This window comes from Streptomyces sp. NBC_00878, from assembly GCF_026341515.1.
GTDB lineage: Bacteria > Actinomycetota > Actinomycetes > Streptomycetales > Streptomycetaceae > Streptomyces.
Map to the genome: position 1 here is coordinate 5,751,780 of NZ_JAPEOK010000001.1, position 14,544 is coordinate 5,766,323.

Annotated in this window: 15 protein-coding genes and 1 pseudogene; 10 read left to right on the forward strand and 6 right to left on the reverse strand. The window is 69.2% G+C overall.

Annotated elements, in window-relative coordinates; all coding sequences use genetic code 11:
* The first annotated feature begins 137 nt into the window (after positions 1-137).
* Both OHA11_RS24765 and OHA11_RS24770 read left to right on the forward strand, forming a co-directional pair.
* The gene (locus OHA11_RS24765; RefSeq protein ID WP_266499803.1) at positions 138-1,145 is read left to right on the forward strand and encodes a hypothetical protein; all 1,008 of its coding nucleotides are present in this window, start codon (positions 138-140) and stop codon (positions 1,143-1,145) included.
* 3 nt (positions 1,146-1,148) lie between these two features.
* Entirely contained in the window at positions 1,149-2,528 is a 1,380-nt protein-coding gene (locus OHA11_RS24770; protein WP_266499805.1) for a cytochrome P450, read from the forward strand.
* Positions 2,529-2,611: 83 nt separating this feature from the next.
* Here the strand turns inward: OHA11_RS24770 and OHA11_RS24775 are convergent, their stop codons facing one another.
* Positions 2,612-3,874, reverse strand: a complete 1,263-nt coding sequence (locus tag OHA11_RS24775) for a condensation domain-containing protein (RefSeq protein WP_266499806.1) — start codon at positions 3,872-3,874, stop codon at positions 2,612-2,614.
* Between the two features lie 270 nt (positions 3,875-4,144).
* Here OHA11_RS24775 and OHA11_RS24780 point away from each other — a divergent pair, with 270 nt between their 5' ends.
* From OHA11_RS24780 to OHA11_RS24810, 7 genes are all read left to right on the forward strand, one after another.
* Positions 4,145-5,503 (forward strand): cytochrome P450, encoded by a 1,359-nt coding sequence (locus OHA11_RS24780; protein WP_266499807.1) that lies wholly within the window; start codon positions 4,145-4,147, stop codon positions 5,501-5,503.
* Positions 5,500-6,138 carry an ATP-binding cassette domain-containing protein gene (locus OHA11_RS24785; protein WP_266499809.1) on the forward strand — a complete coding sequence of 213 codons (639 nt, stop codon included), beginning with the start codon at positions 5,500-5,502 and terminating at the stop codon, positions 6,136-6,138. The genes OHA11_RS24780 and OHA11_RS24785 overlap by 4 nt, the downstream gene beginning before the upstream one ends.
* Positions 6,135-6,917: a hypothetical protein gene (locus OHA11_RS24790; protein ID WP_266499811.1), complete on the forward strand. Its 783-nt coding sequence runs from the start codon at positions 6,135-6,137 to the stop codon at positions 6,915-6,917. The genes OHA11_RS24785 and OHA11_RS24790 overlap by 4 nt, the downstream gene beginning before the upstream one ends.
* Before the next feature lie 555 nt (positions 6,918-7,472).
* Positions 7,473-7,739, forward strand: a complete 267-nt coding sequence (locus tag OHA11_RS24795) for a hypothetical protein (RefSeq protein ID WP_266499814.1) — start codon at positions 7,473-7,475, stop codon at positions 7,737-7,739.
* A gap of 29 nt (positions 7,740-7,768) precedes the next feature.
* The gene (locus tag OHA11_RS24800; protein WP_266499816.1) at positions 7,769-9,415 is read left to right on the forward strand and encodes a cation acetate symporter; all 1,647 of its coding nucleotides are present in this window, start codon (positions 7,769-7,771) and stop codon (positions 9,413-9,415) included.
* 140 nt (positions 9,416-9,555) lie between these two features.
* The gene (locus tag OHA11_RS24805; RefSeq protein ID WP_172629543.1) at positions 9,556-9,777 is read left to right on the forward strand and encodes a type II toxin-antitoxin system VapB family antitoxin; all 222 of its coding nucleotides are present in this window, start codon (positions 9,556-9,558) and stop codon (positions 9,775-9,777) included.
* Entirely contained in the window at positions 9,774-10,184 is a 411-nt protein-coding gene (locus tag OHA11_RS24810; RefSeq protein ID WP_266499818.1) for a PIN domain-containing protein, read from the forward strand. Before OHA11_RS24805 ends, OHA11_RS24810 begins: the two co-directional genes overlap by 4 nt.
* 195 nt (positions 10,185-10,379) lie before the next feature.
* Here OHA11_RS24810 and OHA11_RS24815 read toward each other — a convergent pair whose 3' ends face one another.
* Both OHA11_RS24815 and OHA11_RS24820 read right to left on the reverse strand, forming a co-directional pair.
* Positions 10,380-10,646, reverse strand: a complete 267-nt coding sequence (locus tag OHA11_RS24815; RefSeq protein WP_266499821.1) for a hypothetical protein — start codon at positions 10,644-10,646, stop codon at positions 10,380-10,382.
* 297 nt (positions 10,647-10,943) lie between these two features.
* A complete protein-coding gene (locus OHA11_RS24820; RefSeq protein WP_266499822.1) occupies positions 10,944-12,263 on the reverse strand; it encodes a sodium:proton antiporter in 1,320 nt (439 codons plus the stop codon).
* A gap of 443 nt (positions 12,264-12,706) precedes the next feature.
* On the opposite strand from OHA11_RS24820, the gene OHA11_RS24825 reads away from it, so the two are divergent.
* A complete protein-coding gene (locus OHA11_RS24825; RefSeq protein WP_266499824.1) occupies positions 12,707-12,934 on the forward strand; it encodes a DUF5133 domain-containing protein in 228 nt (75 codons plus the stop codon).
* Between the two features lie 188 nt (positions 12,935-13,122).
* Here the strand turns inward: OHA11_RS24825 and OHA11_RS24830 are convergent.
* The 3 genes and pseudogenes from OHA11_RS24830 to OHA11_RS24840 form a co-directional block, all read right to left on the reverse strand.
* Positions 13,123-13,674: pseudogene (locus OHA11_RS24830) on the reverse strand (DUF2252 family protein); the annotation flags it as partial.
* Positions 13,675-13,829: 155 nt separating this feature from the next.
* The gene (locus OHA11_RS24835; RefSeq protein ID WP_266499826.1) at positions 13,830-14,243 is read right to left on the reverse strand and encodes an SHOCT domain-containing protein; all 414 of its coding nucleotides are present in this window, start codon (positions 14,241-14,243) and stop codon (positions 13,830-13,832) included.
* Between the two features lie 102 nt (positions 14,244-14,345).
* Complete coding sequence (locus OHA11_RS24840) at positions 14,346-14,468, reverse strand: hypothetical protein (RefSeq protein WP_266499828.1); 123 nt, start codon at positions 14,466-14,468, stop codon at positions 14,346-14,348.
* Positions 14,469-14,544 lie beyond the last annotated feature (76 nt).

A 14,544-nucleotide genomic window follows, 5' to 3' on the forward strand; every position in this document is an offset into this window, starting at 1 on the left:
GGACACAAGATCACCGTGGGGCGCATGGCGCCTTCCGTACACGCTCGCCCGTTGGAGTGGACCCCTCTGCGGGGCATTGCTTAGCGCAATCCTGCTAACGCACCATCCTGGGGAGTCGAGCGAAGGAGCAGCCGAGCGTGACGCGAACCGGAGCGGTGTTCACCATCCCGTGGCCCCTGCGGGTCAACCCGCATCTGGATCAGGCCCGCGAAAGCGCGCTTGCCTGGATGCGGAGATTCGGCCTGCTGGACGGCGAGCAGGCCGCGCAGGACTTCGTCGACTGGCGGCTGGCCGAAGTGGCCGCTTTCTTCTACCCCAACGCCAGTGCCGAGGACTGCTGTACGGCGGCACAGATGATGGGCTGGTACTTCCTGCCGTTCGACGACCAGTTGGACGGTGAGATCGGCCGTGATCCCAGCGCGGTGGCGGCTGTCTGCAACGCCCTGATCGCCATCGTGCACGGCGCGACCGGGCCGCAGCCGCACGATACGCCGACGGTGCGGGCCTTCGCCGATCTGTGGAGCCGGATGGTGCGGGGGATGTCCCTGCCGCTGCGCACGCGTGTGGCGTTCAACTGGGCGTCGTACTTCTCCTCCCAGGTGACGGAGGCGATGGACCGTACGACGGGATTCGCCTATCGCGACCTGGCGGACTACTTCTCGCTGCGGGCGGCCACGACGTGCGCCTTCGGTCAGAACGACCTGGGCGAGAAGTGGGGCGGCACCGAGGTGCCGCCGGAGCTGTGGCACCACCCGGTGCTGCAGCGCATGCGTCAACTGGGCGCCGACGTCGTCGCGTTGAGGAACGACTCGATGTCGCTCAGGCATGAGGACGTCACCGGCGGGCACAACGCGATCCACCTCATTCAGCGCAGCCGCGGCTGCACGCGGCAGGAGGCGCTGGTCGAGGCGTCCCGCCACGCCCAGCGAAAGGTCGACGAACTCGTGGAGTTGGAGGAGAGGGCTCTGTCCCGACTGCTACGGGCCGTCGACGAGAGCCGGCGCGCGGCGCTGCGGGGTTACGCGGACATCATTCATGACTGGATCTGCGGCGACTACGAGTGGGAGCGGATCACCACACGGCACGACGAGCACCGCGTTGTGCCCGACTGGGCGTCCGGTCTGCTCGTGAGCGCGGGGAGTTGAACGATGGCGACCACAGACCTCCCGGCATCACTCGTTCCCGCCCCGCGCGCACCCGGCGCGCTGCCCGGCCTGGGCCATCTGCGGCAGTTGCTCGTCGACCCCACCCGGTTCCTGGCCCGGCTGCCGTCCTACGGCGACCTGGTGGAGATCCGGCTCGGTCCCCGCCCCACCTACGTGGTCTGCAGTCCCGAACTGGTCTCCGAGATCCTGGTGCGCCGCCACCGCGACTTCGACAAGGGCGGCCCCTTCTTCGACAACATCTCCGAGTTCTTCGGAGACGGCCTGGCGACCTGCCCCAACGCCAAGCACACCCGGCTGCGCCGCCTGACCCAGCCGGCCTTCCACCCGAGCAAACTGCCCGGGTACGGGGAGCTGGCCGGGCGCGAGATCACGGCTGTCACTCAGGAGTGGCGCGAGGGACAGGTCCTGGACGTGCGCCGGCTGATGCAGGAACTGGCGATGCGGATCACCGTTTCGACGATGCTGGCATCGTGGTTCGCCGACACAGGTGCGGGCGCCGACACCATCGACCGCACGCTGGGTGATGTGGACGTCCTGGTCAGCGGCGCGTTCCTGCGTATGGTCGCGCCCGGCATCGCCCGCCTCCCACTGCCGAACAACCGGCGCTACGTACAGGCCCGGGAGTCGTTGTACGCGCACATCGACGCGACGGTCGCCTCGTACCGCCGGGCCGGTACCGACCAGGGCGACCTGCTGTCCATGTTCATGGCCGAGGACGGCGACTCAAACGCGCTGTCGGACACGGAACTACGCGAGCAGGTGATGACCATGTTCATCGCCGGTATCAGCACGACGGCCGCGATGCTCGCCTGGACCTTGTACTACCTCTCGCTGGACGACGATCTCGACGCGGCCGTCGCGGCCGAGGCACAGCAGGTCTGCGGCGGCGGCCTCGCCCGGCACGAGCACCTTCCGCAGCTGCCGACCCTGATGGCCGTGGTGACCGAGGCCTTCCGGATCAGGCCCTCCGCGTGGCTGTTCAGCAGGACCACCGTCACGGACACGTCCTTGGGCACTTACCGTGTGCCGGACGGTGCCGACGTCCTGATCAGTCCGTACATCATTCACCACCGGCCCGATCTCTTCCCCGAGCCCGACCGGTTCGACCCGGGGCGCTGGACCGGCGACGGACGCACGTGGGCCAAGGCCGAGCGGGCGATGGAGTTGGTGCCCTTCGGGACCGGGATCCGCAAGTGCATCGGACACGACTTCACCGTCATGAACGTCATGCTGTCCCTGGCGTCGATCCTGGCCGGCTGGAAGCTGACCCCCGCCACGTCCCGCCCGGTCACCCTCGTCGGGCGCAGCATCATCGAACCCCGCAACCTCGACCTGCGCCTGCACCGCCGCCAGGTGTCCTAGGCACTGTCGTCGAAATCCCGTCTGCCGCCCTCCGGGCGGACGACGGGATTTCGACGACTGGGTATACGGGGAATTCGCCGCGCCTACGTGAGCAGTGCGCGGTGGACGGCCCGCTCGATGGCGTCGGCCAGGTCGTCGGTCTGCCGTGCGGTGAACCAGTCCGCGGCCATGACCACAGTGATGTCGAGGCCCGCCGTGCCGTCCTGGCTGCCGGTGAGGAAGACCGAGGGCAGGGGGCCGGGGGGAAGGGCGCACCCGTCGATGGGGTCGGACCTCAGGTCCGGGGGAAGCTGCAGCGGCGGAGTCTTGGTCATCAGGTTGCTGACCAGGACGCTGATCGGAGCGTGCGCCACGTCGTCCATCAGCTCGGCGGTCGCGGCGATGGCCTTCTGCACCGTGTTGTTCAGGACCGCTTCGCGCAGTTGCTCCAGTACGCGGCGTCCGAGGTCGACCGGATGGACGTCGGGCCCCACCTCGACCACGGCCTGCGCGGCGGTGGCGGCCAGCACCATCTCGTGCGGGGGCATGGGCGGTCTGAGCCGCCGCCGCAGATCCAGTGTGGACAAGCACGTCAAAGGGACGGTTTCGTCCGGGTGAGGCGACTGCGAATGGACCGCGCGCAGTGCGATGCCGCAGGCCAGCGCGTGCAGACTCATGCGTGCCGCCTTGGCCCGGTACGTCAGTTGATCGACCGACTCGGCGGACAGCCGTACCTGCCGCCTGTGGACGCCGGCCCGCGCCGGCGTGCCGTGGCCGGCCGCGAGGGCGGGGATGCACGCGGGGACGATGTCCCGCATCCGCGCCGAGCGGTCCCGGAGGAATTCGTCCAGCTCCTCCGCGGAGAAACGGGCGCGGAAGTGCTCCTCGACGGGGCGGGGCAACCCGGCGGTACGGGGCGGCAGCACCGGCGTACGACCCCAGACGCGTGCGCTGTAGCTGCGCCACAGGGTGTGCAGCAGCGTCAGCGCACTGACGCCGTCGCTGATGGCGTGGTGCACCGACAGGGCCAACCGGTGGCGGTCCTCCGCCTCCTCGGTCACGACGGCCCTGAGCAGCGGCGTGTCCGGCGCGTAGGGCGCCCCGACCTGTTCGATGCCGTCGGCCACACCGAGACGCGGGCCGGGCACCGACGGGGCCAGCCGCAGGACGTGGCCCCGGTCCACGGCCACGATCCGCGCGGACAGCACAGGGTGCAGGACGAGCAGGTCCCCGACGGCGGCCGCCAGCGCGTCGAGGTCGAGCCGGCCCCGCAGCCGCTGGCTGAAACAGATCGGAGTACCGAACGAGGCGAAGGCCAACTCGCTGGCCGCGAGCGGGCGTTCCTCCACCACGGTGGCGTCGGGCAAGATGATCTCCCTGCAGAGGCGGCGGGCCGGCGCCATGATGCTCGTGCACGGCCGACGGTCACCGCAACGCAGTCCGCCCCGGTTCACTCCGTCGAGGTCTTCGCACGTCAACGGCGTCGGGCACGCTTCATGCGAACGACTCAAAAGGGCCACCCCGACGGTGCCGTATCCCACCGAACAGAGCCGGTCCGGCCCCGCACTGATCTAGACACGTTCCCGGACATCGGCCGCAGTCGACCCCACAGCCTGTGCGGAAGGAACCCATTCCCCATGAGCAGGACACGATCCGACTTCCGATTCGCGGACGCACCGGGCGCGTTGCCGGGACTGGGGCACACACTCCGGGTCTGGAGAACGCCGTTGTCCTTCCTCTCCTCGCTGCCGAGCCAGGGGGATCTCGTACGCGTCCGACTCGGGCGGCTGCCTGTCTATGTGGTCTGCCATCCGGAGCTGGCCGACCAGGTACTGCGGGACTCCCACACATACCCCAAAGGGGGGCCGGGCTACGCCCAGATTCGCACGCTCCTCGGCGACGGCATCGTCACGTGCCCGAACGCCAAGCACAAGCGGACACGGCGGATCCTCCAGCCACCGTTCCAGCGCACACGCGTCGCCGATTACATCCCCACCATGGTCGAGACGGCCGACGCGGTGACCGGGGCCTGGCGATCCGGCGTTCCGCGCGACGTGATGCGCGAGATGACAGCCGTGGCCGCGATGATCGGCGTACGCACGATGTTCGCCGCGGAGATCACGGAGCACCACCGCGACGAGACCCATGCCTGCATCGAGGAGATCATCGGCGGGATCCACCACGAGGTGCTCACCTCCGCGCTCGGAGTGCGGTGGCTGTTCCCCCACCGCACCCGCCGCTTCCATCGGGCGCTGACCAGTTTCGAGCAGATCATCGACGAAGTGATCTTCGCCTACCGCCGCTCCGGCGGGGAGCACGCGGACATCCTCTCCATGCTCATGGCGGCACGTGACGACGTCGGGGAGCCGATGAGTGACCGCGAGGTGCGCGACAACGTCATCAACATGTTCACCGCGGCGACAGCAGCGGGCCGTGCCAGCGCCATGGTGTGGGCCCTTCACCTGCTCGACCGCCACCCGGACATCGCCCGTCGTGTCCAGCACGAGATCGACTCCGTCCTGGGAGGCGATCCACCGGACGATGCGGCGCTGCGACGCCTGGAACTCACCCGGCACGTCGTCCTGGAGACACTGCGGCTGTATCCGCACGGCTGGCTCGTCTTCCGCACCGTCGCCACACCCGTCGAACTGGCCGGGCAGATCCTGCCATCCGGTACCAGCCTGCTCGTCAGCCCGTACCAGCTGCACCGCCAACCGCGTCTCTTCCCCGACCCCGAGCGGTTCGACCCCGACCGGTGGGCAACCGAAGCCCCCGGCCTCCGCGAGGCGTACATCCCGTTCGGCAACGGCTCCCGCAAGTGCCTCGGAGAAGCTTTCGCGCTCACCGAGATCGTCGTCGTCCTCGCCCGGGTTCTCCAGAGCTGGACCCTGCACGAGCAAGCCGCCTCCTCGCGCCCCCTGGTCCCCCGCGTCAACGCGCTGCTGCAGGCCCCACCTCTGGTGATGACGCCTCAGCTGCGGGGCTCCCGGTCATGACCGCTCCACCCACCTCCGCCGCGACCGCCCTCAGCGCGCGGGACGTTCACAAGGCATACGGCAAACACGTCGTACTGGCAGGCGTCGACCTCACCATCCGTTCCGGAGAGACGGTCGGCGTCGTCGGGGAGAACGGCGCCGGCAAAAGCACCCTCCTGCGCATCCTGTGCGGAGACCTGAGGCCGGACAAGGGCAGCGTCACGATCGACGGCACCCTCAGCCACTGCCCCCAACACCCCGTTCTCAACAACGCCCTTACGCCGCTGCAGCACCTGAGCCTGTTCCAGGAAGCCTTCGGCCTGCGGAACCTGGACCACGCCCACGAGCTGATCGACCGGCTCGCCTTCGCCGATCACCTGTACGTCCCCGTCAAAGTCCTCAGCGGCGGAACACGGCAGAAGCTCAACCTCGTCCTCGCCCTCATGCACGATCCCGACGTGGTACTGCTCGACGAGCCCTACCAGGGTTTCGACTGGCAGACGTACCTGGCCTTCTGGGACCTCGCCGCCGCCCGTCGCGCGGCCGGGCGCACCACCGTCGTCATCTCCCACCTCGCGTACGACATCGACCGCCTGGACACCGTCATCCAACTCACCCGCAAAGTGGCCGTCATGACCAAGGGATCCAGCCGGTGAGGGCCTATCGCATCGCGGCCCGCCACAACCTGGCCGAACTCGCCAAGAACACCCTCGCCGCTCTCCTGCTGGCCGTGCTCATCCCCGTGTGGATCCTCGCCGCGCCGCAGATCTTCGCACCCGCCTCGCTGACCTTCCGGCTACGCGCGACCGGCCGGACGCTCACCGCCTCAACGGACCACGTGGGCATGATCCACGGTTGCCTCGGCGTGGTCATGCTCCTGATGGCCTTCCTCACCTTCAGCGCCGCCCGTCAGGCAGGCCCCTTCGACCGCCGGCTCACCGCGGCCGGCTACCCGCGCACTTCGCTCCTGCTGGCCAAGGCCACCTCGCTGCTCTCGGCCGCCGCGCTCGTCGCCCTGTACACCACCGTATGGACGCTGGCCGTATGGTCGCCCCGCCACCCGGAGTTCCTCTGGCTCGGGCTCTTCACCGCATGCCTGGTCTACGGAGCGCTCGGCCTCGTCCTCGCCCTCTTCCTGCCCGGTGAACTCGAAGGCATGGTCGTCATCTTCGTCACCAGCAACCTCGACCTGCTCCCACAAAGCCCCCTGGTCAACCCGGATCCGCACGGTTTCCTGGGCCCCCTGCTCCCGATGTACGGCCCCGCGCAGACCTGCCTCGCCGCCGGCCTTGCCCCGTCGGTCCCGCTCCGACCCGTAACCGCAAGTCTCGCGTGGACCGGCGCCCTCACCCTCATCGCTCTCCTGGCCTTCTGGATCCGCACTCGCACGCGGCAGCCCCGTGACACTTCACGCCGCGTTTCATACGGCGGCTGACCCACGACGGCGCGGCGACTGGCTCGACCCGCAAGCGGGCTCCTGAACGACCGCGTCCTGAAAGGATCATGGAGAAAGCCGCGGGCGACGGCCTGACCGCACGGCGCCACGAAGTCCACGGCACAGCCGGCACCGTCCGGGCTTCATGAACGTCGAGAGCCGCTCGCCACGAACGTCGAGAGCCGCTCGCCGGACCGGCGGCGCGAGGCTCACGGCTCTGCACGCGGACGGTGAGCACGGCCCGAGTCGGACCCGGGAGAGAAGAGAAACCCGGGGTACGTCGGCCTGCCGTGGCATCGGGTGTGGCCGGTGAGGCCCCCTCTATGGCCGCGTAGGACAGTTCCAGTCGGATGCCGGGCTCATAGGTTTCCCCCGAAACGGTTTCCTTCGAAACGGTTTCCCCCGAAACGGGCGACGCGTGGTGAGAACGGAGGCGGGTGCGTGCCGGGAAACACCGTGCTCTCCGCACCGTGCTTGAGCCTTCCGGACCAGGCACCTTCCTGTGCTTCCGGTACCGCCCGTTCACCCCGGTCAACGACTCGCTGGAGGGCACGAATGTCCCGATCTCATCCCGAGCTTGAGACCAAGGGTGCGTTCCGGCGTCGCCCGTCGAGCCCAGCGGGGCGGTTCCTGATGTTCAACGCGGCCGCGCTGGTGCTCCATCTGACGCTGGCACTCGCGGCCAAGACCCAGCTTGCGGCCGAGGTCATGGGCCCGATGACGGCAGGTGTCCTGCTGCTCGTCGGCCATGGGGTCCTCCTGCTGTGGACGGCCCACCTGTACGCCTCCGCCGTCGTTTCCGCGGACAGAGGGCAGGCATGATGGGGTCGGTTCTGGCGGCGGCAGCGCCGATGTCGAGCGACACCCGGGCGGTTCTGCTCGTGGTGTTCCTCGGCTTCCTGGTGGTGACTCTGCTCTTCTGCCTGCTCGTCGGGCCGGAAGGGGACGAGGCCGACGCGTTCTACAAGGGTGGCCGAAGCGGCCTCTTCGGCAGTGTTCTGGCACTGGCCGGGGTGTGCCTTCCGGCGGGCACGGTCCTGGGGACGACCGGGACGATCAGTCTGTTCGGTTACGACGGAATGTTCATCGCCCTCAGCACACTGCTCTCCCTGGCCCTGCTTCTCGTCCTTGCGGGGCCACTGCGGCGCCATGGCCGGTTCACGGTCGGTGACGTCTTCGCGCGACACGACTGGGGACGGGGCCCACGCATCGCCGCGGGAGCGGCCACCCTTGCGGTGTGCCTGCCCTTGCTGACGTTCGAACTCGCCACCATCGGTCTCAGCGCCGGACTGCTGCTCGGACTCACCGGGAGTGGTGCCCAGGCCGTCGCCACGGCGATGATCGGCATCCTGATCGTGTCGGCCACCGTGTTCGGCGGCATGCGCTGTGCCACCGCGCTGCAGATCATCAAGGGCGTCGTGTTGTTCGCCGCCTGTGCGGTCGTCGTGGTCCTGGTGCTGCGGGAGTTCCACTTCCACCCGGGTGGCCTGCTCCGGGCCGCCGAGAGCCAGAGCGGTCGGCCGGACGCGTTCCTGAGTCAGGGGCTGAGCAGGGAGGCGGGGGTTTCGCCGGCACTCGGGGTGGTCGACTTCGTCGGCCTTCAACTGACGATCGTCCTCGGCATAGCGGCCATGCCCCATGTGGTCATGCGGGTCAACACCCTGCCCGACGTGGCCTCGGCAACGGTGGCCGTCCGGCGCGTGATGCACATCGTGGCGGCGTTCGTGGTCCTGGCCGTCGTGATGGGGCTGGGGGCGGCGGCCTTCGTCGGCAGCGCACAGATCACGGCAGCCGATCCCGGCGGAGCCAGCGCGTTGCCGTTGCTCTCCGCCGGGCTGGCGGGTGGGACATCGACGGCCGGCGGGGCCACGGTGTTCATCCTCGTGGCGTGCGCTCTGTTCGTCACCGTGCTGGCCTCGACGGCCGGCGTCACCCTGGCAGCCGCCGCTGCGGTCGCCCATGACGTCTTCCGGCGGACGCAGCGTGCGGACCGGGCCCAAGGAGGATCGGAGATCGGCACGGCCCGGTGGGCGGTGGCGGGCGTGGGCCTCCTCGGCATCGCTCTGGCGGTGACCGTGCAGCAGTGGAACATCAACTTGTTGACCACGCTTTCGCTGGCCATCGCGGCCTCCAGCCTCCTGCCGGCGCTGGTGTACTCGCTGTTCTGGAGTGCGTACACCCGCCGCGGTCTGCTGTGGACGCTGTACGGCGGCACGGGGACCACCGTTGTCCTGCACGTGTTCTCGCCGGTCTTCAGCGGCGCCCCGTCGGCGCTGTTTCCCGAGTGGCATCTGAACTGGTTTCCGTTGCAGAGCGTGGCCCTGGTCTCGGTGCCGGTCGGCTTTCTGCTCGGCTGTCTCGTCAGCGCGCTCGGTGGCCAGGGCACCCGCGGCGGGCCGGTGAACCGTGACCGGCCGTCCTCCTCTTCCTCTTCCTCTTCCTCCTCTTCCTCTTCCTCCTCTTCTTCTTCCTCCTCCTCGTTCTCTGCCACTCACTGACCTCCCATCCGGGCACACAGAGGGCGCGTCACCCTCGAATTGGTCTAGACAATCCGGGGGTCAACACTCAGACGTGGACCCGCGAATGTTGGTGACGTATTCTTCTATGTACATCACCAACATTGTGCGGGAGGTGCTGTATGTCTGTGACCCAGATCGACATCGATGACGACGCCCTGGAGCGTGCCATGGCTCTGTCGAAGGTCAGGACCAAGAAGGAGGCGGTCAATCTCGCTCTGCACTTCTACGCCGAGCAGCAGGAGCGTGCGGCGCGGATCAGCCGTCACTTCGAGCGTGCGCGTGAGTGGGGTGCCGTCGAGGATGCCGAACGGCTGCACCGGGCGGAGAAGCACAGCCGGTGATCTACCTGCTCGACACGTCCGGCCTGGTCCGGCTGCTCCGCGATCCCAAACTGCAGTCGGCCTGGTACGACGCGATCGATGCCGGAGCCGTCGCCTCCTGTTACGTGCAACGCGCCGAGTTCCTCCACAGCGCCCGGAACGGACGCGAGTACGACGAGATCGTTGAGATGTTCACGGACCTCTATGCCGATGTGGCGGTGCCGAAGAACGCGGGACGTTGGATCGGCGCGGTGCAACACCGTATGGCCCGGGCCGGGGAGCATCGCAGCGCCTCAGCGGTGGACCTCGTCATCGCCGCCACCGCGGCCCACCACGGCCTGGCTGTCCTCCACGACGATGCCGACTACCGCGCTATTGCCCGGCACGCATCCGACCTGACCGAGCACAACATCCACGATGTCGCCTGATGGGAGTCGTCTGGCCGTGGGGACTCGTGCCGTAGCCGCCGGCAGGTGAGCACTCTTGTCGCCGGAAGCACGTGACTTCCGAGGTCGGACCGTGCCCCTGCTGGTCGGCCGGGAGGCCAGACCGTTGAGGGGGTGCGTGCCCCCGGGAGGTGGGGCGTGAGTCGCTGGTGATCGACACACCTGGCAGGCGGGCGATCAGCTCTGCGCGTCGGACGTGGACTGCCATGCCTGCATGCCCGCTCGGGACGCCTCCTTGGCCTGCCGCCACTTCATGGCCGCCTGCTGGGCCGGGGGCACGTCCATGTCGCGGACCAGGCGCCGGCCTGCCACCAACACGGCGGAGGCCGCGATGGCCATGCCGGCCCACGACACCACGGCACCGGCCGCGGCGAGTACGACACCGGTCGTGACGAGCCGGGTGTTGACCTCGATCGTCCCTCGGGACTGTTGGTGATGGCTCATGACTCCACCATCCAACGGGGGGAACCGCATCGCATCCCGGCCGACTGCTCAGGGCACCGGTACGGGGCCACGAAGGCTCCGAGTGGCGGGTAGGCGCAGCCGGTCGGCCAGGTCCGGTCAGGAGGCGGGCGTCGTCTGCTTCGGACGCGAACGGGCCGTCCCTCCGCGCTTCGCCCTCAGCGGTCACACACAGAGATCGGCAGGACCCGGACGCGAGTCAGTGGCCTGGGACCGAGTTGTACCTGCTGTCGCACCCGGACAGCTGTGACACGGCTCGGAGACACCCGGGCCCCGCCCTCACCTCTCGGGCCGGTCCAGGAGGCCCAGCCTGTGGCGCCCCGGGGACTCGGGTACGGGTGTCTCCTCACGCAGACCACGGGTGGCGGCCGCGGCCTTCTCGTACCAGCGGCCGTACCGCTCGGCGAGGGCAACGGCCGAAACGCCGTGCAGGAGGACACTGAGGCCGACGGTGACCGCGACCACTCTGCCCACCAGTTCCACCCCGGGAACGTGTGCGGATTCCTCCGCCACGAGCAGTGCCAGCACGACGGACGCGAGACCGCGCGGCCCGAACCACCCGATGTACGCCACCGTCGGCACCCGCAGCCCACTCCCGACGAGGGAGAGGACCACCGGCACCATCCTGACGACAGTGAGACTGAGCAGCGCGTACAGGACGATCCGCCAGCTCAGGTGCTCCAGCGCCGGGCCGAGCAGCACCGCCCCGAAGACCAGAAGGCTGATCGACGCCAGGAGTCCTCCGAGGTTCTCGGCGAACTCGGCTGTGCGGTCCGGGCTTTCCTTCTCGCCCCCGGTCCGGTGGCGGCGCAGCGCGAACCCGAAGGCGAATCCGGCGACCCAGGCGGCAATGAAACCGCTGCCGTCCGTCACGACGCCGAGTTCGTACGACGCCACCGCGACGGCCAGCACATGAACCTGCCGCCACTCCCGCGTGACCCATCCCCTGGCCCGGGACCACTGCAGCAGCCGACCGCCCAGCCCACCGACCAGAAGACCCAGGGCGGTGCTCAGCACCAGCGCGCGCCAGAAGACACCCTGCGCACCCTCTTCCGCATAGTGCGTGCCCGGGACGGCGGCCAGGAACAGGACGAAGAACGGCAGCACCATGCCGTCGTTCAGGCCGCTTTCCACGTTCAGCCCATGCCGTACGAGCGCCGGGACCCGGGGATCGGAGATGGCGGTCTTGCCGAGGGCTGCGTCGGTGGGTGCGAGGATCGCGCCGACGAGCGCGAGTTCCCACACCGTCAGTCCCGGCAGCAGAGGCCAGGCGAGCAGCCAGCCCGCCCCGATGCTCAGCGGCAGTCCGATGCCCAGCAGACGGCCCGGGAGGAAGCCCCCGGCCGCGAGGTCACGTCTGCGGATCGTCATGGCATCGGTGAACAGCACGAGGGTCAGCGCGGCTTCGAGAAGCGCGATGATCGGCGCGGTGTCGTGCTCCAGGTCGATGATGTCCAGCGCGGCCGGCCCGATGAGGATCCCGGCGCCGACGAACACGATCGCCGACGACAGCGGCGTCGAGGACAGCCGACGCGAAACCAGTGCGTAGGCGGCAGTGACCCCCGCCACCGCCACACCGGTCCAGGCACCACCGCTCATGCTCCGACCCTCCGGATCCACCCGCCGGACACCCACGGCGGATTGTCGACTCGTGTGCGGCTGCGGAAGCCTGACTGGTCCGTCTGAACGCCCGCTCGCCTTCTTCTCTACAGGTCGGCGAGGGGCTGCCCGCCGACGTCGAGCAGGACACGCCGGACGGTGCCGCCTCAGGAGTGCGACGGTGGGCCGGGGGTGTCAGGAGCCGGTCGGCCGCCGTCCCGCCCGGCGCAGGCCGTCAGCGGCTGCGGCGGGCATGCGACTGCCGTGGGTGTCCGAGACGCCCATGAATCGCCGCCCGGTGTGCAGGTGACGCCGCTCCTTCGCTTCGCTGGGCCACGGCATCCGAAGCCACTCATGGACCTCGGGGTGCAGCGCGCGCGGACGGCTGCGACCGTTGGAGTGATGTGCTGGATGGTCCCGATGGTTTGACACTGGAGGCGGCCATGACGGTGGTGGCACACCCTTCGCTTCTGCGGGAGCTGGTCGAGCGGTGCGAGACGCTCAGACGGCAAGCGGTGTCCGGCGGCAGCCCGGCGGTCGCGCGCCGGCTCGAGGACGCGACGTACACGCTGTGCGTGGTCACCGGCACCCGCCAGTTGGATGCGGCGCTGTCCGTGGCCCGTCGGCAGTTGGCCGACGCCATGACACGACAACAGCCTCTTCACCGCTGAACGCGTACCCGGCGTCGGGGCCGTCGCCGTCCCGCAGTACAGGGCGCGGGGGCGAGCCCCGCGTCGGGCGGGTGAAGTATCTGATCGGCGCGCGGTTCAAGGCTCCGGCCGACGGCGGGTCCGACACCGCCGCCGAGTGAGCCGTCGCACCGGGTCGTCAGACCGAGAGCCCGGTGTCCGGCGTCTCGAAGATTGCCCATTCCGGCAAAGCTCCGCATGCCCTCGCGGTAGGACCGCACGGCCGCCCGCACCACCGACGCCCGCTCCTTGGAACTGAAGCCGTTCGCCCGGCCCGCGATGACCAGGCTGGCGGACAGCCGCTTGACGTCCCATTCCCACGGTCCGGGCAGCGTCTCGTCGAAGTCGTTGATGTCGAACATCAGGCGGCGTTCCGGCGAGGCCAGCAACCGGAAGTTCAGCATGTGCGCGTCGCCGCAGCACTGCACCCTGAACCCGCTGCGCGGCGTCTCCGCGAGGTCCGCGGCCATGATGGCGGCGGCCCCGCGGTAGAAGCGGAACGGAGCCTCGCTCATCCTGCCGTAGCGGATCGGTACGAGTTCCGGCACCCGCGTCGCGGACTGCTTCTCGATGATCTCCACCGGGTCCGTGCGCTTCGGCGGAGGTATGAACTCGGCGTGGCCGGAACGGGGTACCGCGGCCCGCGCGGCCCTGCCACGGGCGACCCGCTCCTGCGGGGTGAGGTGCCGCGTGTCGGTGCCGGAAAGGTGGTTCTTGGTCATTGCAGACACTCCACGATGGGTGGGCCGGCGTTGTGCAGCGGGCACGAGGCCGTCGGGCGCCGCACCGCGGGCACCGTCGGTATCGGTCTCCGGACGGCCCGCTGACCGATCCGGGGCGGCGCCCACGGTGTCCTGTGCCCGTACGCACGAGCGGGTCAGTGGAGGACCTTCTCCTTGGCCCGGCGGTACTCCTCGTCGGTGATGTCGCCCTTGGCGCGGATCTCGGCGAGCTTGGCGAGTTCGTCCGCCTCGCTGGCGCCCGCGCTGCCTGCGGTCTCGCGGATGTACCGCTCCGTCTGCTCCTGCTTGGCCCTGGCGTGGCCCTGCTCGCGCTTGCCCATGTCCTTGCCCCGGGCGATGACGTAGACGAAGACGCCCAGGAAGGGGAGGACGATGGCGAAGAGGAGCCATCCGGTCTTGGCCCATCCGCTCAGGTCGTCGTCACGGAAGATGTCCACGATGACGCGGAAGAGCAGGACGAACCACATGATCCACAGGAAGAACCACATGATCGCCCAGAAAGCCCCCAGGACGGGAAAGTCGTAGGCCAGGTTCATGCTGCCGCTCATTGCTTCTCCTCTGGGTGTCGTCCGCCGGGAGCCCGGCGGACCTGCCTGCGAGTCCCGCCTGTAGACGGGCAGAACTCATGGGCGGTCCCGGTCGCCTTGCTGCTATTCGTCCTCGGTGCTGAGTTCGAAGGTGTCGAGGGTCATCTGGACGAGCGTCTCGAACACGGGGGCGTCCGCCTCGGCGAGGGCGGCGACACCTGCGGCGCCTGTCTCTTTCTGGGCCATGGTTCACGTTTCCTTCCTGGGCGTGGTGTGGTGCACCTCCCATGAGAACCGGGCCTGCCCCGGACCGCCTCACCCG